The sequence below is a fragment of the Pseudotabrizicola sp. 4114 genome, assembly GCF_031457365.1.
In the GTDB taxonomy this organism is placed as follows: Bacteria; Pseudomonadota; Alphaproteobacteria; order Rhodobacterales; family Rhodobacteraceae; genus Pseudotabrizicola.
In genome coordinates this window covers 351,453-376,563 of record NZ_JAVDWP010000002.1, presented here as the reverse complement: position 1 = coordinate 376,563, position 25,111 = coordinate 351,453, and the positions used below count along the sequence as shown (strand labels likewise).

Sequence of the window (25,111 nt, the reverse complement as noted above, 5' to 3'; positions counted from 1 at the left end):
TCTCTGGCGTGACCTTTCCGATGCCTGACGCGGCAGAAGAACCAAATTCTTCTGAAAGATGCCAATGAAACCGTGAGTTGTACAAGGGTATTTCGATGCGTCGACAACGGATTTTCCGGCTTTCGGTGCCTGGCATGGGTGTATTGCAGGCGATAGTGCATCGGCCGCAACGCCCCCCGGAACTTGTTGGCTTGCCCGTGTGTTTTCTGGGGCGCAACCCATCGTTTTGGAGCCGTCATGGCGAACAGCCTTGTTTATGTCTCGGATCAGGACCCCGGCATTCGCCGTAAAAGGGCGGGCCGGGGCTTCAGCTATGTCGGCCCCGATGGCCGGTGCCTGACCGGAGCTGCGCGGCAGCGGGCTGAAAAGCTGGGCGTGCCACCAGCCTATAGCGATGTCTGGATCTGCCTGACCGAGGACGGCCATCTGCAGGCGACGGGCCGCGATGCACGGGGGCGCAAGCAGTACCGCTATCACCCGGACTGGCAGGCGGCGCAGGCCAGCACCAAATATGCCGGGCTGATCCCCTTTGCCATGGCTTTGCCAGCCTTGCGTGCGCGTCTGAACCGTGACCTGCGCCACGCCCCCGGCGGGCGTGATTTCACGGTGGCGGCGCTGGTCCTGCTGCTGGACCGCAGCTTTCTGCGGATCGGCAATCCGGAATATGCGGCACAGAATGCGTCATTCGGCGCAACCACGCTGCTGCGTCGGCATGTGCGGATCGGCAAAGACGGGGTCCACCTGGATTTTACGGCCAAGGGCGGCAAGAGACTGCGAAAGGTGTTGCGCGACCAGAGGTTGCACAGGGTTTTGCAAGCGGTAGGCGATCTGCCGGGTCGCCAGCTTTTCACTTATGTCGACGCAGATGGTGCGCCACGCCCCGTCACTTCGGGCGAGGTGAACGACTGGCTTGCCACCGTGATGGGCGAAGGGGTCTCAGCCAAGACCTTTCGGACATGGGGCGGCACACTGGCGGCATATGCCTATGCAGAGACCCTGCCGCCAGACACACGCCTGACGGTAAAGGCGATGGCGCAGGCGGCTTCGGATGTTCTGCACAATACCCCGGCTATCTGCCGCAGTTCCTATATTCATCCGGCGGTGCTTGAGCTTGCTGTGCTGGATCCGGCAGAGCGCCAACAGTCGCTTGCCACACTCAAGCCGACGGCGTTGCGGGGATTGCGCGCCGATGAACAGCGGCTGCTGTCATTTCTGCAATCAACCGGAAACGGCCGGTAATCTTGCGGCCCGGATTGCTGTTGCGCCAATGGACGATCCGGCGAAGGTCGCACATCTGTTCGTTGTATGCGCGCAGCCGCTCTGCTGCCGGACAGGCAAAGCGGGGGTTTGCAGGCTCATACGACCAGCGCCGCATCCGGTTGCCATTATTTTGCCGCACTATTTAACTACTCATTCAAGAACGTCCGCTATGCCTTCCCTGAGTGAGCGCCAATGCGAGGGTCGTTGAAGAGATGATTGCTTTTGTTGCCATCGGCATTCTGGCTGGAACCCTGAGCTTTGCTGTCGCCCTGAGTCTGGGTGCATCGTTCTGGTTCGCGCTGTTGCTCTACAGCCTGATCGGGGCCGCCTCTGTACTCGGCGCGGCTCTGGTCTTTGTGTTCAGAGGCAAACGCACAGAGCGTGATTCAGACGGCTGGCAAGATGTGTCATTCCCGGCGGATGCCGGACCATCCGTTCCCGAACCAGACCTGCCTGCGGCCTATCTCACACAGCGGGGCATGCGAATTCTGGCTGTCGATGATGACCCGATCATCCTCGGGTTGATCCCCAGAATCGCGGCAGAGATTGGCTGTGCGGACACGACAATTTCAAGTTCCGGCGCGCAGGCGCTGTCATTTCTGGAACAGTCTTCCAGACCATTTGATTGCTTGTTGCTGGATATCAACATGCCGGGGATGGACGGGATAGAGCTTTGCGGCCGCATCCGCCGTATCCCTGCCTATCGGGATACGCCGATCATCATGCTGACGGCGATGCAGGATTTTGACTTCCTTGACCGTGCCTTCCGGGCCGGAGCGTCGGATTACATCACCAAGCCGTTCGATGTCATCGCTTTCGGCACCTGTCTGCGGAATGTTCAGGACAAGATACTGCTCACCCAGGTCGATACGGTGGTCGCAGACTCCGACGGCGGTATCGGCGATGCGGGCTGGGATGTGCCGACGCCGGGGTCCATTGCGGGCGTCGCGTCGCTGATCGAGCATGCCGCATTGCAAAATTATCTGGTCCGCCTGTCGGGCGTGGCGCTGTCACGGGCCTATGTCATGGCGGTTGAGGTTCACCACAGTGCCGGATCGGCCGATGCGCCGGTCGCGCTCGCGCCTGTGGTTGTTGCACTCGACACTCTCTTTACCAAACAACCCTGTGTCATGTCTTACATCGGGGAGGGACGGTTTATTCTGGTGTCCAGCGGGGTGAATTTGCCTGACCCGGCTGGCCTTGAGCGCGCTATCGAAGATCAACTGCACGGGCAGGCCGGGTATGGCGACGCGATACCCGACAGCGGGGTCACCGTTTACGTGGGTCCGGCTGTCCGTCCCGGCCGTGACCGGACGCATCGCGCACAGACAGCGATTGAAAACGCACTCTTTGCTTCAGGGCACCCGCCGGTTGCAAGCAAGGGTGTGGCGCGGGGCTAGGGGTGCCCTGCACCCACTGGACTGCCAGCGACGGCGCTGCCTATAGCTGGTTTGTGCGAAGGGCGCGAATCCGGTCGAATGCCACCGCCAAGATGATGAAGAATCCGACGAACGCTCCCTGCCAAAAGGTCGATATGCCCAGCAGGATCAGGCTGTTGCGGATAATTTCGATCAGCGCTGCCCCGACCACGGCACCGGCAACAGTTCCAGATCCGCCGAGCAGATTGGCCCCCCCGATGACCGTGGCGGCAATCACGGCCAGTTCCATCGACTGGCCAAGATTGGTCGTGACGCCACCCAGCCAGCCCGCTTCGAGTATGCCGGTGATGCCTGCCATCAAGGACGAAAACACATAGACGCTGATCTTGACCCGCGGCACCGCGATACCCGTCAGCACTGCCGCGCGCTCGTTCGCGCCGATGGCAAAGATATGCGTGCCCCATTGCGACCAGCGCAGTAGAAAGGCAGTGACGCAGCCGAAAAGGGCAAGCGCAATCACCGGATGCGCGATGCCGAATGTCGATCCACCGCCAAGGGCAAACAAAAACGCCTGATCCGGCCCGAATTCGTAAATCATCCGGTTGCCAGACAGCACCATCGCCAGACTGCGGGCAATCGAAAGCATTCCCAATGTCACCACGAAGGGCGGCATCCGCAGCCATGCGATCAACGCACCGTTCACGAAACCGACCAAAGCCGAAGCCCCCAGTGACAGGGCCGCAGCCGTCCAGAACCCGTACCCCGCGTTCATCACGATGGCCTGCACCATGGCGGCAAGGCAGACCACTGACCCAACGGAAAGATCAATCCCGCCAGAAATGATCACCACTGTCATCCCTAGAGCGACCAGACCGACAAAGGCAAAGTTGCGGCTGACGTTGAAAAGGTTCTGCGACGACGCAAAGGTGTCTGTCGACAGGCCCAGCACCACCGCCGCCAGAACCGCCGCGAGAAAGACCCACGTGGCCTGTTCGGCAAAAAGAGCGGTCACCCGCGTGTTGGTCTGCTGATCTATGACACTTGTGAGTTCGGCATTGTTCATCGGGGGCTTTCCGTCAGGCATGTTCGATGGCTCCGGTTATCAGTCCGGTCACTTCCTCGGGCGAGGTGCTTCCTACGGGCTTGTCGGCCACGATGGACCCGCGGCGCAGCACGACCACCCGGTCAGCAAGGCCAAAGACATCAGGCATCCGGTGGCTGATCAGCACGACGGCAACACCCTGATCACGCATCCGGCGGATCAGGCGCAGCACTTCGGCCACCTGCCGCACGGAAATTGCGGCCGTCGGTTCGTCCATCAGGACGATATCGGCGTTTGAAAGCCGGGTGCGCGCAATGGCGACCGCCTGACGTTGCCCGCCTGACATCTGGCGCACCAGATCGCGCGGCCGGGTTTCGGACTTCAGCTCTGCGAACAGCGCGCCCGCGCGACGGTTCATGGCAGCATAGTCATTGATCCGTACCGGGCCAAGGCGGCGCGTCAGTTCGCGCCCCAGAAAGACATTCGCGGCGGCCGTCAGGTTGTCGCAAAGCGCGAGATCCTGATACACGATTTCGACGCCATGACGCCGGGCATCCAGCGGGCCGGAAAACGTCACCTCTTTGTCGTGGATGAAAACCTGCCCGGCCGAAGGGCGGAAATTCCCGGCGATGATCTTGACCAGCGTGGATTTGCCCGCGCCGTTGTCACCCATCAGGCCGATCACCTCTCCCTTGCCGATTTGCAGCGACACACCCTTCAGCGCCTCGATCGCGCCGAAGTTCTTGGCCACGCCTTCAAGTCTCAGGACTGACATTTCCATCCTCTTCATGCTGCCTCAGCGCTTTATGGCCGCAAGGCAATGCTTCCGTCAATAGACCTATTTAATCGTTTTATCCTATTTGTCCGATAAAAGTGTTGACCAGAATATCTGACGCCGTTTATCACCTCGGAAAGGATCAGGAGGGCACATGCAGATTCTGGTGACAGGGGCGGCGGGAAAGGTGGGTCAGGCGCTGCTGGCAAAGCTGCCAACTGCATTTCCAACCGCCACGATCCGCGCTCTGCTGCACCATCGTGATCTTGCGCCCCAGCCGGGTCTGACCACGCTCAAGGGGTCGCTTTCTGACCGTGCAACGGCCGAGGCGGCGGTCGCGGGCTGTAGTCATGTCGTCCATCTGGCAACCTGCAAAGAGGTGCCGGATGATGTGATGGACGTGACAGTCAAGGGCCTGTTCTGGCTGCTGGAGGCGTGGCGGAACAATCCGCTTGCCCGCCGCTTTGTTCTGATCGGCGGGGATGCGGCGGTAGGGCATTTTCTCTATCCCCATGACGGCCCGGTGACCGAGACCACGCCGCACCGCGCCTATCCGGGCTGCTACGCTCTGTCCAAAGTGCTGGAGGAAGTGATGCTGAGCCAGTTTGGCCAGCAATATGATCTGGACTGGACCTGCCTGCGCGCGCCATGGATCATGGAGAAGGATGATTTCCGCGCGTCTTTGTCGTTTGGTCCTGACCGTTTTGGCGGACTGGACTGGGCTGCGCTTGCCGGGCCGGATCGCAGCGCCGAGGCGATCCGCACCGGCGCAATTCCCCTGTTGCAGGACCATGACGGTCAGCCGCTGAAGCGTAATTTTGTTCATGTCTCAGACCTTGTTTCTGCCATCTGCGCGGCACTGACCGCTCCGGCGGCGCGTCAGAGGCTTTACAACATCGCGATGGACGAACCGGTCGACTATGCCGAGGTCGCCCGTATTCTTGCACAAACCCGCGGGTTGCCGTCGATCCCTGTCCGGTCCGGCTACCACTCCACCTGGCTGTCGAACGCCCGTGCCAGGTCCGAGCTGGGGTGGCGCCCCGCTTATGACACCCACCGTCTTGTGACCGAATCCTGGGCCTTTGCCCGCGCGCCGGATGATCCGCGCCGGGTCTGGTACCCGGGCTGACCCTGGCCCCCGGGCCGCAAAGCCAACCAACAAACTTCGGGAGGAACGATATGCACCGCAAGATCCTGATGGCCAGCACGCTGGCCGCGCTACTGCTCTCTGGCGCCGCATGGGCGCAGGACAAGACCCTGGCTATTGTGGTCAAAGGTCTGGACAACCCGTTTTTTGAACAGATCAACAAGGGGTGCCAGAAGTGGAATTCCGAAAACACCGGCTCGGGCTATACGTGTCTTTACACTGGCCCGGCCTCTTCGGCGGATGAGGTGGGTGCCGTGCAGATCGTCGAAGACCTGCTGAACCGGCCCGACATTGCTGCCATCGCCATCTCGCCGTCAAATGCGCCGCTGATGGCCAAGCTGTTGCGTGAAAAGGCACCGTCGATTCCGATCATGACCATCGACGCCGATCTTCTGCCCGAGGATGCCGCTCTGCGCGCCACCTATCTTGGCACCGACAACTATCTGATGGGTGTCAAATTTGCCGAGCATCTCAAGGCGTTGAAACCCGAGGGTGGCACGGTTTGTCTGCAGCTTGGCAACGTCGCGGCGGCAAATATCAATGCCCGTGCGGCGGGCACCCGGGACACGCTTTCGGGAGAGGAAGGCATCGAGCGGCTGGAAGGTCAGGGCGGCTGGACCGAGATTGCCGGGTGCCCGGTCTTTACCAATGACCAGATTGATCTGGCGAACCAGCAGATGGCCGATACCTTTACCGCCAATCCCGACCTGACCGCGTTTATGCTGATCGGCGGCTGGGCGCAGTTTGCCCCGCAGGCCTATGCACAGGTCACCGATCAGGTGATGGACAAGCTGACCGCGCAGTCGATGGTCATTGTCGCCGGTGATACGCTTCCGCCGCAGATGGACGCGTTGAAAGCGGGTCGCAGCCATGTCCAGGTCGGCCAGCGTCCGTTCGAGATGGGGTATCGTGCGCCCACCGTGATGCTGGATCTTTTGAACGGGACGGCCGTCGAACCAGTGATCTTCACCGGCCTTGACGAATGCACCCAAGAGAATGCCGAAAGCTGCATCGGCGGCTGACGGCAGCGCCGGGGCGGGGTCCCTATGCTCTGCCCCGGCATCCAACCCCTGACAATGGAGACCCAAATGAAAGCCCGGATTTCCGCGCTCGCCCTTGCTGTTGCGCTGGCCGCAACCACAAGCCAGGCGCAAGACAAAAAGACCCTCGCCTTTGTCGTCAACGGGGCTTCCGATTTCTGGAAGCTGGCTGAAGCCGGTGTGAAAAAGGCGCAGGAAGAACTGCCGGACTATGACCTGCAGTTCAAGTACCCCGAGCAGGCCGCCGCCGCGATTCAGCAGCGCCTGATGGATGATCTTGTGGCCGCCGGGGTGGCCGCAATCATGGTTTCGGCTGTCGACCCGAAATCCTCCACCGACGCCCTGAACCGTATCGGTGCGCAGGTTCCGCTTTTCACCACAGACAGCGATGCGCCCGATTCAAACCGGGTGGCCTATATCGGTTCGTCCAACACCGATGCGGGCAGGCAGGCCGGTGAGATCGCTTTGAAGGCGATGCCCGACGGCGGCCAGTGCATCGGCTTTGTCGGCCTTTTGGGTGCCGATAACGCGCGGGAGCGGATTGACGGGATGAAGGCCGCGCTGGAAGGATCGAATGTCCAGCTGATCGACGTGCGCGGCGATGACATCGACATGACCCGCGCCAAGAGAAACGTCGAAGATGCGCTGGCCGCAAACCCGGATATTGACTGCATGGTGGGTTTTTACAGCTACAATCCACCGCGCATCTACGAGGTGCTGAAGGAATCCGGGAAGCTGGGTGAAATCACCGTTGTCGCCTTTGACGAAGATCCGATCACTCTGGGCGGTGTCAAGGAAGGCACCATTGCCGGCACCGTGGTCCAGCAGCCCTATGAATGGGGATATCAGGGGATGAAGCTGATGGCCGCCCATCTGGAGGGTGACAGCTCCATGATCCCGGCCGACGCCCTTGTCATCGTGCCGACCGCCATCATCGACGGGTCCAACGTCGATGCGTTCGAGGCCGAGCTCAAGGCCCGCATTGCGGGCTGAAACTCTGGCCAGATGCAGGCCGGTCCCGGTTTCCTCCCGTTCCGGCCTGCATTTCTTTCAGGATATTCCCATGACACCCGTTATTCAGCTGACCGGCATACATAAACGCTTTGGCGTGGTTCCCGCGCTGTCAGGCGTCGATCTGCATGTTTCGCAAGGCGAGGTGCTGGGGCTTGTCGGCGAAAATGGGGCGGGCAAGTCCACGCTGATGCGGGTCATCGGCGGGGTTTACGTGCCGGATTCCGGCCGGATTGTGCTGGACGGCGTGGAGGTGGACCGGCTGAGCGTTCAACGATCCATGGCCGCCAGAATTGCGTTCGTGCATCAGGAATTGTCAAACTTTGACAACCTGACTGTGGCGGAGAATATCTTTCTGGGGCGGATGCCGACACGGTTCGGTCCGCTGCGGCTGGTCGACACAAAGACGATGAACCGCCACGCCGATGTGCTGCTTGCCCGCCTTGGGGCCACATTTACCGGCGACACCCCACTGGCGCGGCTTTCTTTGGCGCAGATGCAGCTGGCAGAGATTGCAAAGGCCCTGTCCCTGCAGGCGCGGCTTATCATCATGGATGAGCCGACCTCTTCGCTCACAGCGACGGAAACCGACCGCCTGCTGTCCGTGATCGAGGCCTTGCGGGGGGATGGCGTGGCAATCATCTTTATCACCCACCGTCTTGGCGAAATTGAGCGGCTTGCCGATCGGGTCACCGTGCTGCGCGACGGCCACCATGTCGCCGATCTTGACCGGAGTGATATCCGCGCTCCGGTGATGATCCGGCACATGATCGGGCGCGACCTGAAGGCGCTCTACAGGCCCCCGGCCGCTCCCTCTGGTCCGCCACTCTTGCAGATCTCGGGCCTGAGAACCCCCCGCTATCCCGCCTGTGCTGTCGATCTGACGTTGCACAGGGGCGAGATTCTGGGCCTTGCGGGCCTGATCGGCGCAGGTCGCACCGAGCTTGCCGAAACCATCTTTGGCCTGACGCCGGCACTGGCCGGACAGGTCATGCTGGAGGGTCAGCCCCTGACCATAACCACACCGCGTCAGGCCATCGCCAGGGGCATCTTTCTGGTGCCCGAAGATCGCAAGCAGAATGGGTTGATCCTCGACTTTCCGATTTCGCAGAACATCTCGCTCCCCAGTCTGCGTGCGCTTTCCCGCTACGGCATTGTGAACCACACGGCAGAGGCCGGGCTGGCCGGCCGGCAGAAAAAGGCCCTCGACCTGCGGGCGGCAAACCTGACCCTGCCCGCCTCAGCCCTGTCTGGTGGCAACCAGCAAAAGGTAGTCCTGGCCCGCTGGCTGGCGCTGTCCCCCCGCGTGATCCTGTTTGACGAGCCGACGCGGGGTGTCGATGTCGGTGCCAAGGCCGAGATTTATCGCCTGATGCGCGCGCTGGCCGATCAGGGCGTCGGGGTTCTGATGATTTCCTCTGACATGGAAGAGGTGATCGGTGTGGCTGATCGTGTGCTTGTCATGCACGAAGGCCGCATTGCGGGCGCCCTGACCCGCGCCGGATTGTCCGAACATGCCATCCTTTCCCTGGCAGTCGGCCACGATACCGCAGTGAAAACCACAGAAGAAACCGCAGAAGAAACAACAGAGAAAACCGCATGATTGACCGCAAGAATCTTGGCCTTCTGATCCTGATCCTTATTGTTTCCGGGGTGGTGGCCTTTCTCAACCCGCGCTTTCTGTCGCCGGTCAACCTGTCGAACACGGCCAATCTGATCGGGCTTTTTGGCATCTTTGCCATTGCTCAGGCCTTTGTCATCATCTCGGGCGGGATCGAGCTGTCATCCGGTTCCGTGATCGCGCTGCTGGGCGTGATCTTTGTTGATCTGGTCGGCAATGGCGTTTTGTCGCCGCTTGCCGCTGTCATTCTGGTTCTGGCCATCGGGGCGGTGATCGGTACGCTGCATGGCATTCTTGTTGCGCGCGTTGGTCTGCAACCCTTTGTCGTCACGCTGTGCGGGTTGCTGATCTATCGCGGCATCGCCCGCTATTACACCGAGGATGCCACCGCAGGCTTTGCCTTTGGCGCCAGTTTTCCGGGGCTGGAATGGCTGACCACCGGGCGTGTGCTGGGGGTGCCGAACAGTCTGACCACGATGGTAATTCTTGCAGTGGTGACGGGTATTCTGCTGCACCGTTCGGTTTATGGCCGCACGCTTCTGGCCACCGGACGAAACCCGCAGGCTGCGCGCTATTCGGGCATCAACACGACTGCAGTTCTGATCACCGCCTATCTGCTCTGCGCCGTGCTCACCGCCATCGCTGCGATCTATCTGGCAATGTACACCCGATCAATTTCACCCTCATCCCATGGCAATTTCTACGAGCTTTACGCCATCGCTGCAGCCGTTCTGGGCGGCTGTTCGCTGCGTGGGGGCGAGGGGTCGATTCTTGGCGTCGTTCTGGGCACCGTCCTGCTTCAGGTTCTGCAAAATCTGGTGAATCTGCTCGGAATTCCCTCTTCGCTCAACTTCGCTGTCATGGGATCGGTGATCATTCTGGGCGTTCTCGCAGACAATTGGTTTGCCAGACGAAAAGACCGCGCCATATCCCGGTCCTGACGCCGGGAGGCTGAAAAATGCAGGCGTTGTCAGGCGCATCCTCTGGCGATAGGGATTGGCAGGCATAGAAAAGGCAGGTGTTTTGTGGCGGGCAGGCAAGAAAAGGACAAGACGGCGCAATCAGCCGCAGTGCCAACAGCAAAGGCCGCGTCGCAGTCCGGGGCAGGCTTGCCGCGACAGACCGGATCTTTCGCCCACTTCTCCGTCGCCCAGGAAATCGGGCGTCGCATTGTGTCAGGCGACTATCCCCCCGGTTCGATCCTGCCGAACGAGGCGGAATGGTCGGAAATGTTCGGCACCAGCCGTTCGGTTGTCCGCGAAGCCATCAAGATGCTGATGTCCAAAAATCTGCTGGTTTCCCGCACCAAGATCGGCAGCCGGGTTGAGCCGCGCGAAAACTGGAACCACCTGGATCGTGATGTGCTGGCCTGGGCGTCCCAGTCTCCCCATCGTGACGCCCTGATGCGATCTGTTCAGCAACTGCGCCATATTATTGAACCCGAAGCCGCTGCCCTCGCCGCCGGGATGCGGAGTGAGGCCGAGATGACCCAGATCAGCGCCGCCTGTCAGGACATGGGCACAGCCACCACATTGTCACAGCGCACCCGTGCCGACCGGAGGTTTCATCAGGCCATTCTGAACGCAACGCGCAACGAATTGCTGATGCCGCTGGGGGCCATGATCGATTCCTCTCTGGATTATCTGTTTACCCTGGTCACGCGTGAGGCGAATGACCTCCGCCATGCACAGGATCTGCATGAGGCGATAGAGCGCGCGATCCGGCTGAAGCGGCCAGACGCCGCCCGTCGCGCGGTCAAGGCGTTGCTGAGCAATACCGATGACATCTTGCAGAAAAAGGGAATGATGGAACCACCAGCGCCCAATCAGGGTGTGTGACGTTGCCTGAACCGATTGTTGGGTTACGGTAACGCGCGGCGCTTCTATAAGCGGGGCAGTCATTCAAAGTGAGGTTCCAGGCGATGGAATGCGTAACCACAGAGATACATGGCGATCTGGCCCGCGTCATCATCGACAACCCCCCTGTCAACGCTCTGGGGCAAGCCGTCCGGGCTGGCCTGCTGAACGCGCAGAAACAGATTTCGCATCGGCCTGAGGTAAAAGCGGTGGTGTTATGCTGCGCGGGGCGCAGTTTTGTTGCCGGGGCCGACATCCGGGAATTTGGCAAGCCACCCATGGCGCCATTCCTGCCCGATGTTCTGGCCGCACTCGAATCCTCACCCGTGCCGTGGGTCGCGGCGATCCACGGCACCGCACTGGGAGGCGGGCTTGAACTTGCAATGGCATGCCATGGGCGCGTTGCAAGCGGATCCGCTAGAATGGGTCTGCCAGAGGTCAACCTTGGCATCATTCCGGGGTCTGGTGGCACTGTGCGCCTGCCGCGTCTGGTCCCCATGGCCGATGCGATTGCACTGGTCACCGGGGGCAAGCCGGTCGGCGCAGAGCAAGCACTGGCAAGTGGTCTGATCGACCGTCTTGCCGAGGATGACCTGATTGCGACCGCCGAGGCGCTTGCCCGCGAGCTGGCAGCTCAGGGCGCGCCACGTCCGACCTTGTCACGCGCTTTGATATCAGGCGCAGGTATTGATTGGGAGTCAGAGGAGGCGGCGCTGCGCAAGCGCAGCCGCGGTGCCGCCGCACCGCTGGAGGCGTTGGCTGCGTTGCGCTTTGCCGCCACGGCTGCGGCGAACGATGCGCTGGCGGCAGAGCGCGGGCGGTTCCTGCGGCTGTCTGCTTCACCCGAGGCAGCGGCTTTGCGCCACATTTTCTTTGCCGAACGGGCAGCCGGAAAAAGCCTGAAGTCGCAAGGCGTTGTGCCTGCTGATCTGTCGCGCGTCGGTGTGATCGGCGGGGGCACGATGGGCGCTGGCATTGCCACTGCACTTTTGGTGTCCGGTTCAGAGGTTCACCTGATTGAACGCGATACCTCTGCCGCTGCTGACGCGCAGGGCCGTGTCGCGGAGACGCTCGCTGCCAGCGTGAAGCGGGGGGCTGTCGCGCCGGATAAGGCCGATGCTGCGCTGGCGCGCCTGACCACGGGCGACGACTGTGCAACCCTCGCCGGTTGTCCGCTGGTGATCGAAGCGGTCTTTGAGGATATGGCGGTCAAGCAGCAGGTGTTTGCCCGGCTTGATACCGTCATGCCGGATGACGCTGTTCTGGCGAGCAACACGTCTTATCTCGATCTCAACACACTCGCCGGGCTGACCCGCGACCCGTCACGCATTCTGGGGCTGCACTTTTTTGCCCCCGCGCATGTGATGAAATTGCTCGAGGTGGTGCGGGGCGATCAGACCGGGGCGCGGGCCTTGGCCACGGGCGCGGCGCTGGCGCGGCGTCTGGGCAAGGTCGCGGTCGTGGCAGGCGTTTGCGACGGTTTTATCGGCAACCGGATCATGTCGGCCTGTCGCCGCGAGTGTGAATTCATGCTGGAAGAAGGCGCGCTGCCCCAGCAGATTGACGCCGCAATGGAGGGCTTTGGCTTTGCCATGGGCATTTTTGCGGTGCAGGACATGAGCGGGCTGGATATCGCCCGGGCGCAGCGCAAAGCCCAAGCCGCGAACCGGCTCTCACGTGAACGCTACGCCCATATTGCCGACCGGCTGTGTGAAACAGGCCGGCTGGGGCGCAAAACAGGCAAGGGCTGGTACGAATACAGCACGGGCCGTGCCACCCCTGATCCCGAAGTGGAGCGCATCATCACAGAGGAAAGCGTCCGCGCCGGGCTTACACGGCGTGCGTTTGCCAGTGATGAGATCATGGCCAGGATTCTGCGTATCATGCAGGCCGAAGGTCAGGCGCTGTTGAAAGAAGGCATCGCAGAAAGCGCGGGTGATATTGATGTCGTCATGGTCACCGGCTTTGGGTTTCCGCGCCACAAGGGCGGACCGATGCACATGGCGGCAACGGGCGTTATTTCATCAACTGATTGACGGCGCTGCAGTCTTTTTCCCCGGACAGACACGCCGCGCGAAATTGTAAACAACCCCCGTGGCCGGGAGTTTCACAATCGGCCGGTCGAGGCTCCATATTTTGAACCTCTGGCCCAGATCAGCGCAATACCCGCAAAATACATCTTATGGTTGCCAAACCTTTTGTCAGCCGGGCTTCCAGGTCCACAGGCGCCGGTATTTCTGTGAATGGTAGTGAATACGCTACTTTTAAGAATCATTTTTTTCACAGAAAGTTGTGCGAATAATAAGCACCAAGGGGGTTTTGGCCCCGACTTTTTGAAGACTGATTGGAAGAAGCGTTTTGATTGGCAAGGTATCCCTCTTTGTGTTGGGCGTCCTGATGCCCGTGATGTTGGCTTATGCAGCAGCAGGCCACCTTCCGGGTAAAACATGGCCCGTGATTGCGCTGGGCGCGGTGGCTTTTAGCCTGATGGCGATGAATCTGGTTCTGGCAGCGCGACTGCCGGGCCTTGATGCGGCCTTTGGCGGCCTGGACCAGATCTATTGGGTTCACAAATGGACCGGCATGATCATTCTGACCACCGCCTTTCTGCACCAGCAGATCAAGATTGCCACCGACGGGCTGGAGGTGAACGCAGCGCTGAGCCAACTGGCGGTCGAAGTGGCCGAAGTGGCATTCATCGCGCTGGTTGTGCTGATCCTGATCAGTTTCTTCAAACGCGTGCCAAAGATGCCAAAGATCACCTGGGAAATTCCCTATGGGCTGTGGCGCTGGTCGCATCGCTTGCTGGGGGTGGTGTTCATCGCGCTGGCGTTTCATCAGTCTTTCGTCAAGGCGCCGTTTGACGGCAATGCCTTGTTGTCGGTCTGGCTGAACATCGTGGCGCTGGCCGGGACAGCGGCGTTTCTGTGGTCGCAGTTCGGGTTCCTGTTGCGCCGCCGCAGCTATCGCGTGGTCGCGGTGGACAAACATGCCGCCGCTACTATCGTGGATCTGGAGCCGGTAGGCAGGGGCGTGAATGTGCGGCCCGGCAGCTTTGCATTCGTGCATTTCTCGTCAAAGGGATTGCGCGAGCCGCACCCCTTTACCGTGTCGCAGGTGCGGCCCGGCGGCGGCATCCAGTTCTCGATCCGGGGTCTGGGGGATTACACCCGCCATCTGCGCGATGTGATCGCGGTGGGCGATACCGCGCGGGTCGAGGGCGGCTATGGCCGGTTTCACCACCATCGCGGCGGGGCCAAACAGGTCTGGGTCGCGGCGGGCATCGGCATCACCCCGTTTCTGGCCTGGGCCGATCATCTGAAGCCTGACGATGCCGAACAGATTGTGCTGATCTACTGCGTCAGGAACGAGGCCGAAGGTGTCGCGCTGGACCGCCTGCGCGCAGCAGCGGACCGGGTGCCGGGCTTTACGCTGAAACTGCACATGTCGGATACCGATGGCCGCTTTGATGCGGCCAAACTGGTCAGTTACCTGCCGTTTGAGATCGGGCAGGCCAGCCTGTGGTTCTGCGGACCGGCCCCGATGCGCGACGGGTTGATAAAAGATCTGAAAGCCGCCGGGAAAGCGCCCCGGTCGGTACATTTTGAGCGTTTCGAATTCCGGTGAATTTCTCAGGGAGGCAATCATGACCCGCATGACGACCCAGACCACAGCCCTAGCCGCGATAACTTTGGTTTTGTTTACGGCAGGGGCGGCGCTGGCTGATCTGCCGGAGTTCAAGGACGGTGATTTCGCCAGTTACATCCCTGATGCCACCCGTGGGAAAGAGCTTTATAACGCCGCCGGTTGCGCCACCTGTCATTCGATCGAGGGCGATATGATGACCCTCGGCGGGGGGCGCGCCTTTGAAAACCGGCTGGGCACGGTTTATGCGCCCAATATCACCCATGATGCGAATGCCGGGATCGGCAGCTGGACCGACGCGCAGTTCCTGAATGCCCTGCTGCGCGGGGTAGCGCCCGATGGGCGGCAGTATTACGGCGTGTTCTTCCCCTATGCCGCTTATTCCCGGATGAAGCCCGAAGACGCGCTGGATATCCGCGCCTATCTGGGCACGATGGAGGCCAGTGATCTGCCCTCGAAACCGCATGCGGTAAACCTTTTGTCAGACAAGGCGTTGCAGCTGATGAACAGCGACCGCGCGCCGCTGAGCGCGCCCGCCGATCCGCAACTGGCGCGCGGCGAGTATCTGGTCGAGGCGCTGGGCCATTGCGGTGAATGCCACAGCCCGCGGGACGGGTTTTCGGTTGATACCACCAAGGCCTATAGCGGGTTCCTTGGGTTCTTTGGCGATTACTCCCCCGATATCACCGGCGCGCGTCTGGAAAAGACCGGGCCAGAGGCTTTTGTAAATGGCGTGCTGGCCGAGGGCAAAAAGCTTAACGGGCGGCCCCTGGCGGCGGGGTCGATGCGGCGGGTGGCGGAACAGACCGCCAAGCTGAGCCTTGAGGACCGCGCCGCGATCTACGCCTTTCTGACCGGCAAGCCGCTGGATGTCTCGACCCTGCCGCAGGCTGCACCGGAACTGGTGCAGGTGGCCGAGGTTGCGGGTGCGGGGAGTGCGACGGTAACGGACGCATCGGTCGCAGCGCCGCCGATGGATATGATGGCTTTGGCCAATGAAACCGGGTCACAAGGGCTGATGCAGGTGGTGCAGGCGGCGTGCGAGATGCCGGTTGACGTGCCTGTACTGGCGGCGGCTCCGGCTGTCGATCCGGCCCCGGTTGCCGCGGTGGCCGGGGTGCCGGCAGAGATTGAACAGGCGGCGGACCGGGTGATGGATCAGCATTGCCGCACCTGCCACGGGCCGGGGCAGCGCAATGACCGCACGTTCCCGATGCATGACATTGCCGATATGGCGATGGACACGGCGGCGGTAACGCCGGGCGATCCCGACAAATCGCCGGTCTATGCCTCGATCGCGCTGAACCGGATGCCGCTGGGCACCAAGCTGACCCCGGCAGAGCTGGACGCGATCAAGGCGTGGATCTTGGCCTTGGGCGCGGTGACACCCGCCGCACCCGCCCCGGTGGCTCAGGCCCCGGTCGCAACAGCGGAACCGGCCGCGGTGAACCCGGCGCGGCCCAACACTGATGTGACCCTGCCGCGCTTTGTCGGAGGGGACTTCACCCAGCTGATGATGGCCGGGGTCGCCGATCTGCAAAAGATGGATGACCGCGACCGGCAATTTGCCCGCTATTTCAGCTTTGCCGATACCGAACTGCCAGAGCTGGATTGCACTGCCGAAGGCATGAAGCGCAATCCGATGGCGTTTCTACATGCCGGTCTGAACAAGTTCATCAACTCGATCAGCCGCGCGGCGCGTCTGGCCAAGGTGACGCCCGTGGATGGCACTGATGGCGCGCTGGTGCGGATTGATATCCGCGATTATGGCTGGACCGAGGATGACTGGGCCGCGATTTCAACCGGGGCCTTTACCCAGGGCGCGGTCGAGGCGGGGTTCAGCGCGGAAAGCTGGGCCGATCTGGCGCGGGTTTACCCCTATGCGATGGACCCGACCTCGGACAGCCTTTTGCGCGTGCTGGCCGATGGCACCGGCGCACCGGTGCCGCTGCTGGGGGCCAGCTGGTTTACCCATGTCGCCTCAGAAGCCCCCTATTACGACATGTTCCTGCGCCTGCCCGAAGATATCCGCATTCTGGAACAGCGGATGGGCGTGGATGTGGACCGCAACATCCAGTCGGGTGAGGTGATCCGGGCGGGGATGCTGGAGGGCGCATCGGGCGTGTCCGATCACAACCGCATGCTGGAACGCCACGACCTGCCGCGCGGCGGGTATTACTGGAAATCTTATGACTTTGCAGGCAGCTCGGGCGAGCAATCGTTGTTGCAGCACCCGGATGGCCCGCGTGAGATGTCGCATACGCCCTCGGACACGGCGGCGTTCGAACATGATGGCGGCGAGATGATCTTCAGCCTCGCCAACGGGTTGCAGGGGTATTACCTGTCCACCAATCTGGGCCAACGGCTGCTGGTCGGGCCCACCTCTATCGTGTCGTTCCGCAACAAGCCGATCGGTAAGGGGGTAGAGATTGAAAACGCCCGCTCCTGCTTTGATTGCCACGAAAACGGCATGATCCGCAAAGCCGATCAGGTGCGCAAGTTCATCGAATCCAGCAACAGCTATACCCGCGACCAGCGCGAGATTTTGCTGGAAATGTATGTGCCGAACGAAGAGCTGGATCAATGGTATCAGCAGGACACACGGGCATTTCTGGCCGCGCTGGAAGAGTTGGGCGTGACCGAGAAATCGGCGGCCGGGGTCAATGTCTCGATGCGCGCACCGGAACGGGCGGGCGGCGGCGAGATTGTCACCTACCTGTCGGACATCCAGTTCAACAACCTTGATCTGGCACAGGTGGCGCGGGCGTTTTTTCTGACCGAGGATGAGTTCCGCGCCCGTATCCGCGAGGTGGGCGACCCCAATGTCATGCAGATCGTGCAGCAATGGGTGCAGCGGGTGGATGACGGGTTGCACGTGCGCCGCGCCGAGCTGGAGGCGGTCTATGCCGACCTGTTGCCGCGCCTGACCGACCTGCGCCCCTATGACTATGGCGGCGCGGTTGCCTATACCCCGCAGCCGGTGGCGGATTATGTCGCCGTGGCCACCACTGCCTATGAGGTGGCGGCGCAAAAGGAACAGGCCCCGTATCAGCCGCAGGCCGAAAGCACGCTGCAACCCTATGTGCCTGTGGTGGCCCCCGACGATCCGCTGATCCTGCAACTGTCGGTGCCCTATGTGGAGGTCAAGGTGAATGACCTGCTGGAATTCGACGTGACGGCGAACCGGCGCTGCGAATTGCAGATCCTGTATGTCGAAGAGACCAAAACGGTCGAGGAGCTGCCGCCCGAAGTGCTTGGCCCCGCCTTCCTTGAGGCGGGAGAGACACGGCGCATTCCTGCGCCGGGGTCGGGCCTGCAGTTGCGCTTTGATACGCCGGGCAAGGGCGAAACCATGGTGGCGTTCTGCCGCGAGGGCGGCTTGGGCGACAAGCGGATCAGCGGGCAGGGCGCGGTGGCCTATGCCAACGAACGGTTCCAGCCGCTGTCACGCGGTCTGGTGATCGAACGGACCGAGACGGTGGCGCGCGACAATGGCCAGAGCGCGACCAATGTTGTCACCTTTAACGTGCGCCCCTGAGCGGAGGATGATGATCATGACCCAGACTCTGACCCATCACGCCCTATGGCGGAACACACTGGCAGGGGCGGTCTTTGCCCTTGCCCTGCCGGGTGCTGTACAGGCTGCGGCCTGTGAGGATGCGCTGACGGCCTTGCAGGTGGCCGCATCGGCCCCCGATGTCGCACAGGTGATTTCGGCATGGAACGCCGTGCAACCGGCCGGCTGTGATGACGCGCGGTTCCGCGCGGCGCGCTCGCAGACCTCGGCCCTCGTGGCGCGGGCGGCGCAGAGCGCGCTTGCGGCTGGCAGGACGGATGACGCCGAAGAGATCGTGTTGCAGGCCCCCGGCGTGCATTGGGCGGTGCAGGCGGTGCGGGGCGACATCGCCGCCAAACGTGGCAACCGGGCCGAGGCGGCACGGATGTATAACGCCGCGCTGGACACTCTGGGCGACCCCGGCCAGACCACGCAAAGTGAACAGCTGGTGCCAGTGGCCGAACGGCTGGTGGCACTGGCGCAGGAAAACATGATGCTGGCAGGCAGCATGGAAAGCACGGTCACCCGTGGCGGGGGTGCGGCGGGCGTCATGACGGTGATGCAGCGCGGGCTGGCGGTAGAGGCCGTGGCGACAAAGCCGGAAGCCGCACCTGCGGCTGCGGCAGAATATGTAGCACCCCCTGCCGACTACGTGGCGCCTCCGGCTGATTACGTCGCGCCACCTGCGGAGTATGTTGCCCCCCCGGCAGACTACGTGGCCCCAGCAGCCGGTTATGTTGCCCCGGCGCAGGACTATGCAGCAGCAGCCCCCGCCTATACGCCGCCCCCCGGTCAGCTGAACGTGCTGACCGAAGCGGCGAAAAAGGTCGACTCGGTGTTCCTGCCCATTCGCTTTGGCTTTGACAGCGACCGGCTGGATGCGTCCGGCGTTAAAGAGGCGCTGCGGCTGTCCGAATTCCTCAAGGCGCAACAGGTGCCACGCCTGGTCATCACCGGCCATACCGACGATGTGGGCGACGCCTCTTACAACCTTGATCTGTCGCTGCGCCGTGCGGCGGGCCTGCGTGACTTTTTGCTCAGCGATGGTGTTTATGCGGCCATCGAGATCATCGGCAAAGGCGAGAGCCAGCCGCCGCTTTACACCGACGCGGCGATCTATTCGCTGGACGAGCTGCGCACCATCGCCCGTCGGGTGGAGATTGCCTTTGGCCATTAAGCGCATCATCGCTGTGGCACTGGCCGGTCTTGTTCTGGCAGGACCGGCTGTTGCCCGCGACTGGGCCATTGTCGTCGGCATTGACGATTACATTCACTTTGAGCCGTTTGATCCCGACCGACCCGGTGGCGGGCACTTCGATCTGCAAGGGGCGACCAATGATGCCAAGGTCGTCGCTGCCGCGTTGCGCAAGGTCGGGGTCGATCTGCCCGACAACCGGCTGCTGCTGGATCAGGCGGCAACCGTGGCCGCGTTCGAGGCGGCTTGGCGCGAGGTGACGGCGCAGGCGGTGGCGGGGGACCGGCTGTTTGTCAGCTACGCCGGGCATGGCGGGCAGGAGCGCGAGGTATCGGAACCGTTTGACGAGGCCGATGGTCTGGACGAGACGCTGATGTTAGCCGATTTCGATCCGGCCAACCCGCGCATCGGCCGCCTGACCGATGACCAGCTTCACACCATGCTGCAATCTGTGCCGCATCTGCAGGTGGTCTGGGTGATGGACAGCTGCCATTCCGGCGGGCTGGAGCGCAGCGTCAATCCGCGCGCGGGCGGGCTGACCCGGTCGGGCGGGATCTGGGACATCCCGGTTGATCCGGTTCCGAACGAGCTGCCGGGCGGGCAGGGTGAAACCGGCGCGCCGGATCTGGCCCATGTCACGCAGATCCTTGCCACCGCCACCGATGACCGTCTGGTGCAGGAAACCGCCTTTGACGGGGTGCCGCATGGGGCGCTGTCATGGTTCTTTGCCAAGGCGATTGAGGGCGAGGCTGATATGAACGGCGACGGGGTGATCACCCGGCTGGAAATGGCGGCCTATGTCGGCGACCGGGTGTTCACCCATATGGACCAGAACCAGCAGCCAAGGTTTCTGCCGCGCGGTGATCCGTCGGTGATGCTGAGCCTGCAGGCAGAGGTGCCGCCGCCCCCCGCGCCGGTGCCGCCCGGCCTGCCGGTCCGGGTGGTCGGTGCCCCACCCCCGGGGCTGGAAGGCGGGCAATGCCCCGGTTGCCGTCTGGTCGATGTCGGCCATGCCGTGATGTTCGAGCAGGTGCCGGGCGGCTGGGCCGTCTACAACGGGCAGGGCGATCAGGTGACGGTGATCACCGGCGACGCCCGCGCGCAGATCGAACGCGCCCGCTTTCTGCTGGAGCTGAACGAGGCCAAGCAGCCCAACCTGCCCCCTGTGGCGCTGCGCCCGCACCAGTCGGCGGCGCGGCAGCCGATCGGAGCAACGGTGGGCTTTGACTTTCCGCCGCCGGCGCCGGATCTGAACTTTCTGACGCTGTTCAACCTCGCCTCGGATGGCACGGTGCAATACGGCCTTTATCCCCCCGGTTTCCGCGAGGATGCGCCCGCCGATGCCGGGTTGCAGCTGCGGTTCTCGGTCTCGCCCCCCACGGGCGAGGATCAGTTGGTGGTGATCTGGTGCCGTCGCCCGCCCTTGAACCTGCATGCGCTGTTGCGGGCAGTGAACGGTGGCCCGGTGCCGCCGATGGCCGAGGTGCAGGCTGCCAGCGCCGATACCGCCTGCCAGTTCGGGCGCATCGGATTGTTTACCGAAGGCTAGGCTGTGGCTTGCGCGATGCGGGGCTGACGGGCAGGATGATGCAAATGCTTGGGGGGAGAGGGTCGGACATGCGCGGTCTTGTTGCACTCAGGCAGCTCTGTGCCGCCTTTGCGCTGCTGGTGCTTGGCCTGTCTCCGGCCCTTGCCGAAAAGCGCATTGCGCTGGTGATCGGCAACTCTGCCTATAGCAACGCCACTGCGCTGGCCAATCCGCGCAACGATGCCCGTGCGCTGGCCGACAAGCTGGCCTCGATGCAGTTTACCGTGATGCTGCACGAGGATCTGGATGGCCAGACATTCCGCATCGCCTTGGGCGAGTTTTCCGAAGCCGCTTTGAATGCCGATATCGCGCTGGTGTTCTACGCGGGGCATGGCATCGAGATGGCGGGGCAGAACTATCTGATCCCGGTCGATGCCAGAATGCGGTCGGAATCGACGGCGCAGTTTGAAACCATCCCGCTGGAGCAGGTGCTGGAGTCGGTACGTGGCGCGAAAAAGCTGGGCATGGTGCTGCTGGACGCCTGCCGCGACAATCCCTTTGCCAATACGATGCAGCGCAAGGATGGCACCCGCGCAGTTAAACGCGGCCTCAGCCCGGTGCCGGTGGATGGCGAACGTGGACTGATCATTTCCTTTGCCGCCGAGGCGGGGCGCACGGCGGATGACGGCGACACACGGCACAGCCCCTATACCGAGGCATTGCTGGAAACCATCGACCAGCCGGGGATCGAGGTGAACCGCCTGTTCCGGGCGGTGCGGGCCAAGGTGCGGGAAAAGTCCGGCGGCAAACAGGTGCCGATCGAATATGCGCAACTGCCGGATGAGGATATTTATCTGGTCTCAGGCGCAGCCCCGGCCCCCGCACCGGCCCCTGCGCCGCAGCCGGTGCCCGCTGCGCAGCCAGCCCCGCCGGTCGAAGACCCGCTGCTGATCTATATTCAGGCGTCAGCGCGGCGCGATCCGGCGGCACTGGAAGATTTTCTGCGCCGCTATCCCGACCATATCCGCGCGCCCGATGCGCGGCGTCTGGTCGGGCAATTGCAGGAAGACAAGATCTGGGCCGCCACGCAGTCCGCTGACACGGCAGAAGGGTATGAGGCCTTTCTTGCCGCCTATCCAGAAGGGGGCAATGCCGACCGCGCAAAAGAGCGGCTGGCCGCTCTGCGCCCGCCGCCCGCGCCGGAATACACCGGCAGCTGTACGGCCCTGAACGGCGCGCTGGCGGTGTCGGGCATTCCGCCGGATGACACGCTGTTCCTGCGGCAGGGGCCGGGCACCAGTTTCGGCGAGGTGGGTGAGCTGGCGTTCAACACGGTGGGCGTGCATGAGCTGGGCTGCAGCAATGGCTGGTGTGAGGTGGTCCATGGCTGCACCCGGGGCTATGGGTCGCAGACCTACCTGCGCGCGGGCGTCGCCAGCCAAGCGTTTTCCACAGATCAGGGCAATTACAGTGCCACCGGCTTTGCGACGGGCGCGCGCATTCCGGTGCTGTCTGGCCCCGGCGCGCAATACGCCGCCGTGTCGGAACTGCCTGCCGATGCCACCGGCATCTGGGTCAATGCCTGCGACACAAATCCGGGCGATCCCTATGCCTGGTGCGCCGTCAGCTGGCGCAATGTGGCGGGCTGGGTTTACGGCGCCTACCTGCTGGATGGCATGGGCCGTCAGCCCTTTGCCGCATCTCAGCCGGTGCCTGCGCCTGCACCGCAACCGGCGCCTGTCGCCACCACCGGGCAAAGCTGCTTTGATCTGTGGTACGCGCGCAATGCGATTTTTGCGGCGCGCGGCTATTGCTTCAACTCGGCAGAGGGCAAGAAGTGGTTCGACAATTCGCAATGCCACACCTCGTCCCCCAGCCTGAGCGCGGCGGAAAAATCCACCGTCGATGCGATCAAGGCGCGGGAAAAGGCGCAAGGGTGCTGAGGCGACTGCGCCACGCGTTGTTTCTGGCCAGCATGATGGCCGCCCCGGTCTGGGCCGCCGACTGTACGCCGGTCGATTTTCTGACCCTGCCGCTGCCGCAGGGCGATGATCCGGTGATCACGGCCCTGCGCGGGGCCTATCCGGGGCTGAGCGTCGATGCGGCGGGGGTGCGGCTGGCCGATGGCAGCCTGATCCCGCTGGGCGAAGACCCGGGCCGCCCGCCCGCCGCCCGGCTGGCAGACCCTTCGCTGCGCGAGCAATTTCACGATATTTATCCGCTGGCGTTCGATCTGACCGCGCGGGAAGCGCCCTGGCACGATCCGGGCCGGGCGCGGGTCGAGGCGGTGTTTGCCGCGCTGTATGGCGGGAGTGAACAAGCGGTGCGTGCGGGTCTGAAAAAGGTTGCGATCAGTGGCAAGGCCAGTTTCCTGATCTCCGAACGGCAGGGCGCGGCCTGTCAGATGCGCGCCGCGCTGGCCGGGGTTGAGGCCCTGTCAACCGACTGGGCTCCTGCGTTCCGCAACGTGGGCGGCAGTTTCAACTGGCGCAAAATTGCGGGCACCGCGCGGATGTCGACCCACAGCTACGGCATCGCCTTTGATCTGAACGCCGATCTGGGCGGTTATTGGCGCTGGTCCAACCGGCCCGAAGGCGACGCCGGACCCTATGACAACCGCATCCCGGCCGATGTGGTGCAGGTGTTTGAGCGGTTCGGCTTTATCTGGGGCGGCAAGTGGCATCATTTCGACGGCATGCACTTTGAATACCGGCCCGAAATCATTCTGTATGCGCGGCTGAAAGGCCAATCCGCTCCGCCGCGCTGAGGGGCGACCCGTCAAAGCAAAACTCCCGCCGTTTCGGGCGGGAGCGTTGATGCTCAGAATTCCAGCAACCGGTCGCCTGTGACATCCTTGATCCGTGTCGGCAGGCCGATCTGGTTCAGCAGGTTGATGAATGGTGCCGGGTCCATGTCTTCGACATTGGCCATCGTGCCCACATCCCAGACGCCATCCGCAATCAGCAGCGCGGCGGCCACCGGCGGCACACCGGCGGTATAGCTGATGCCTTGCGAACCGACTTCGGTATAGGCGTCCTTGTGGTCGGCAACGTTGTAGATCAGCACCTCGACCGGCTTGCCATCCTTGGTGCCCTTGACAAAGTCACCGATGCAGGTCTTGCCGGTATAATCAGGCGCAAGGCTTGCGGGATCGGGCAGCACCGCCTTGACCACCTTCAGCGGAATGACCTCCAGCCCTTCGGCGGTGGTCACAGGCTGTTCGGACAGCAACCCGAGGTTTTTCAGCACGGTAAAGACGTTAATATAATGGTCGCCAAAGCCCATCCAGAACCGCACATCGGCCTGAGGATAGCGCGCCGACAGCGAATGCACCTCGTCATGGCCGGTCAGGTAAGCCTTTTGCTCGCCGACGACCGGCAGATCAAAAGTCTGGCCGACCTCGAACATGCTGTTGGTCTGCCAGGCCCCGTTCTGCCAGGAATAGACCGTGCCGGTGAACTCGCGGAAGTTGATTTCGGGGTCGAAGTTGGTGGAGAACCATTTGCCGTGTGATCCGGCATTGATGTCAACAATGTCGATCGACTCGATGCTGTCCATCAGCCCTTCGGCGACGCGGGCATAGGCGTTGACGACGCCGGGATCGAAGCCGACGCCCAGAATGGCGGTGACACCTGCGGCCTTGCAGACCTCGCGCCGTTTCCATTCGTAATTGCCGTACCATGGCGGCGCTTCACAAATCTTGCCTGCGTCTTCGTGAATGGCGGTGTCCATATAGGCCACACCCGCCTGAATACAGGCATCGAGCACGGTCATGTTCACAAAGGGCGAGCCGACGTTGATTACGATCTGACAGCCCGTTGCCTTGATCAGCGCAACCACCGCTGCCGTGTCCATCGCATCCAGCGCATGGGCCTGAAACACGCCCGGCACCTTCATCGCCGCTTTGGCGTGCACGGTCTCAATAATCGCTTCGGCCTTGGCCACGGTGCGACTGGCGATGTGCAGATCGCCCAGCCGGTCATTGTGCTGCGCCGCCTTATGCGCCACGACCTGAGCGACGCCACCAGCGCCGATGATCAGAACATTCCGTTTCAC

At 62.5% G+C, this 25,111-nt stretch carries 18 protein-coding genes; 15 read left to right on the top strand and 3 right to left on the bottom strand.

Annotation, left to right across the window (positions count from 1 at the left end):
* The first annotated feature begins 237 nt into the window (after positions 1 to 237).
* Together J2X53_RS06305 and J2X53_RS06300 are read left to right on the top strand one after the other, a co-directional pair.
* Positions 238 to 1,239, top strand: a complete 1,002-nt coding sequence (locus tag J2X53_RS06305; protein ID WP_349036624.1) for a DNA topoisomerase IB — start codon at positions 238 to 240, stop codon at positions 1,237 to 1,239.
* Positions 1,240 to 1,472: 233 nt separating this feature from the next.
* The gene (locus tag J2X53_RS06300; protein WP_349036623.1) at positions 1,473 to 2,660 is read left to right on the top strand and encodes a response regulator; all 1,188 of its coding nucleotides are present in this window, start codon (positions 1,473 to 1,475) and stop codon (positions 2,658 to 2,660) included.
* 40 nt (positions 2,661 to 2,700) lie between these two features.
* Here J2X53_RS06300 and J2X53_RS06295 read toward each other — a convergent pair whose 3' ends face one another.
* Entirely contained in the window at positions 2,701 to 3,702 is a 1,002-nt protein-coding gene (locus J2X53_RS06295; RefSeq protein WP_349036622.1) for an ABC transporter permease, read from the bottom strand.
* A gap of 13 nt (positions 3,703 to 3,715) precedes the next feature.
* Positions 3,716 to 4,456: an ATP-binding cassette domain-containing protein gene (locus tag J2X53_RS06290; protein ID WP_349036621.1), complete on the bottom strand. Its 741-nt coding sequence runs from the start codon at positions 4,454 to 4,456 to the stop codon at positions 3,716 to 3,718.
* 154 nt (positions 4,457 to 4,610) lie between these two features.
* On the opposite strand from J2X53_RS06290, the gene J2X53_RS06285 reads away from it, so the two are divergent.
* The 13 genes from J2X53_RS06285 to J2X53_RS06225 all read left to right on the top strand — a co-directional run bounded on the left by J2X53_RS06285 (position 4,611) and on the right by J2X53_RS06225 (position 23,822).
* Complete coding sequence (locus tag J2X53_RS06285) at positions 4,611 to 5,585, top strand: NAD(P)-dependent oxidoreductase (RefSeq protein ID WP_349036620.1); 975 nt, start codon at positions 4,611 to 4,613, stop codon at positions 5,583 to 5,585.
* A gap of 50 nt (positions 5,586 to 5,635) precedes the next feature.
* On the top strand, positions 5,636 to 6,625 hold the full coding sequence (locus J2X53_RS06280; RefSeq protein WP_349036619.1) for a substrate-binding domain-containing protein: 990 nt from the start codon (positions 5,636 to 5,638) through the stop codon (positions 6,623 to 6,625).
* Positions 6,626 to 6,691: 66 nt separating this feature from the next.
* Positions 6,692 to 7,636 (top strand): sugar-binding protein, encoded by a 945-nt coding sequence (locus J2X53_RS06275; RefSeq protein ID WP_349036618.1) that lies wholly within the window; start codon positions 6,692 to 6,694, stop codon positions 7,634 to 7,636.
* A gap of 70 nt (positions 7,637 to 7,706) precedes the next feature.
* Entirely contained in the window at positions 7,707 to 9,257 is a 1,551-nt protein-coding gene (locus tag J2X53_RS06270; RefSeq protein WP_349036617.1) for a sugar ABC transporter ATP-binding protein, read from the top strand.
* Positions 9,254 to 10,216: an ABC transporter permease gene (locus J2X53_RS06265; protein WP_349036616.1), complete on the top strand. Its 963-nt coding sequence runs from the start codon at positions 9,254 to 9,256 to the stop codon at positions 10,214 to 10,216. Before J2X53_RS06270 ends, J2X53_RS06265 begins: the two co-directional genes overlap by 4 nt.
* 129 nt (positions 10,217 to 10,345) lie before the next feature.
* Positions 10,346 to 11,113: a FadR/GntR family transcriptional regulator gene (locus J2X53_RS06260; protein WP_349036615.1), complete on the top strand. Its 768-nt coding sequence runs from the start codon at positions 10,346 to 10,348 to the stop codon at positions 11,111 to 11,113.
* 83 nt (positions 11,114 to 11,196) lie between these two features.
* Positions 11,197 to 13,167 carry a 3-hydroxyacyl-CoA dehydrogenase NAD-binding domain-containing protein gene (locus J2X53_RS06255; RefSeq protein ID WP_349036614.1) on the top strand — a complete coding sequence of 657 codons (1,971 nt, stop codon included), beginning with the start codon at positions 11,197 to 11,199 and terminating at the stop codon, positions 13,165 to 13,167.
* A gap of 361 nt (positions 13,168 to 13,528) precedes the next feature.
* The gene (locus tag J2X53_RS06250; protein ID WP_349036613.1) at positions 13,529 to 14,758 is read left to right on the top strand and encodes a ferric reductase-like transmembrane domain-containing protein; all 1,230 of its coding nucleotides are present in this window, start codon (positions 13,529 to 13,531) and stop codon (positions 14,756 to 14,758) included.
* Between the two features lie 19 nt (positions 14,759 to 14,777).
* Complete coding sequence (locus tag J2X53_RS06245) at positions 14,778 to 18,314, top strand: c-type cytochrome (protein WP_349036612.1); 3,537 nt, start codon at positions 14,778 to 14,780, stop codon at positions 18,312 to 18,314.
* A gap of 16 nt (positions 18,315 to 18,330) precedes the next feature.
* Positions 18,331 to 19,509, top strand: a complete 1,179-nt coding sequence (locus tag J2X53_RS06240) for an OmpA family protein (RefSeq protein WP_349036611.1) — start codon at positions 18,331 to 18,333, stop codon at positions 19,507 to 19,509.
* Positions 19,499 to 21,076 (top strand): caspase family protein, encoded by a 1,578-nt coding sequence (locus tag J2X53_RS06235; protein WP_349036610.1) that lies wholly within the window; start codon positions 19,499 to 19,501, stop codon positions 21,074 to 21,076. The genes J2X53_RS06240 and J2X53_RS06235 overlap by 11 nt, the downstream gene beginning before the upstream one ends.
* Positions 21,077 to 21,144: 68 nt before the next feature.
* Entirely contained in the window at positions 21,145 to 22,998 is a 1,854-nt protein-coding gene (locus tag J2X53_RS06230; RefSeq protein ID WP_349036609.1) for a caspase family protein, read from the top strand.
* Positions 22,992 to 23,822: a M15 family metallopeptidase gene (locus tag J2X53_RS06225; RefSeq protein WP_349036608.1), complete on the top strand. Its 831-nt coding sequence runs from the start codon at positions 22,992 to 22,994 to the stop codon at positions 23,820 to 23,822. Before J2X53_RS06230 ends, J2X53_RS06225 begins: the two co-directional genes overlap by 7 nt.
* Before the next feature lie 53 nt (positions 23,823 to 23,875).
* On the opposite strand, the gene J2X53_RS06220 is transcribed toward J2X53_RS06225, so the two are convergent.
* Positions 23,876 to 25,111: a saccharopine dehydrogenase family protein gene (locus tag J2X53_RS06220; RefSeq protein ID WP_349036607.1), complete on the bottom strand. Its 1,236-nt coding sequence runs from the start codon at positions 25,109 to 25,111 to the stop codon at positions 23,876 to 23,878.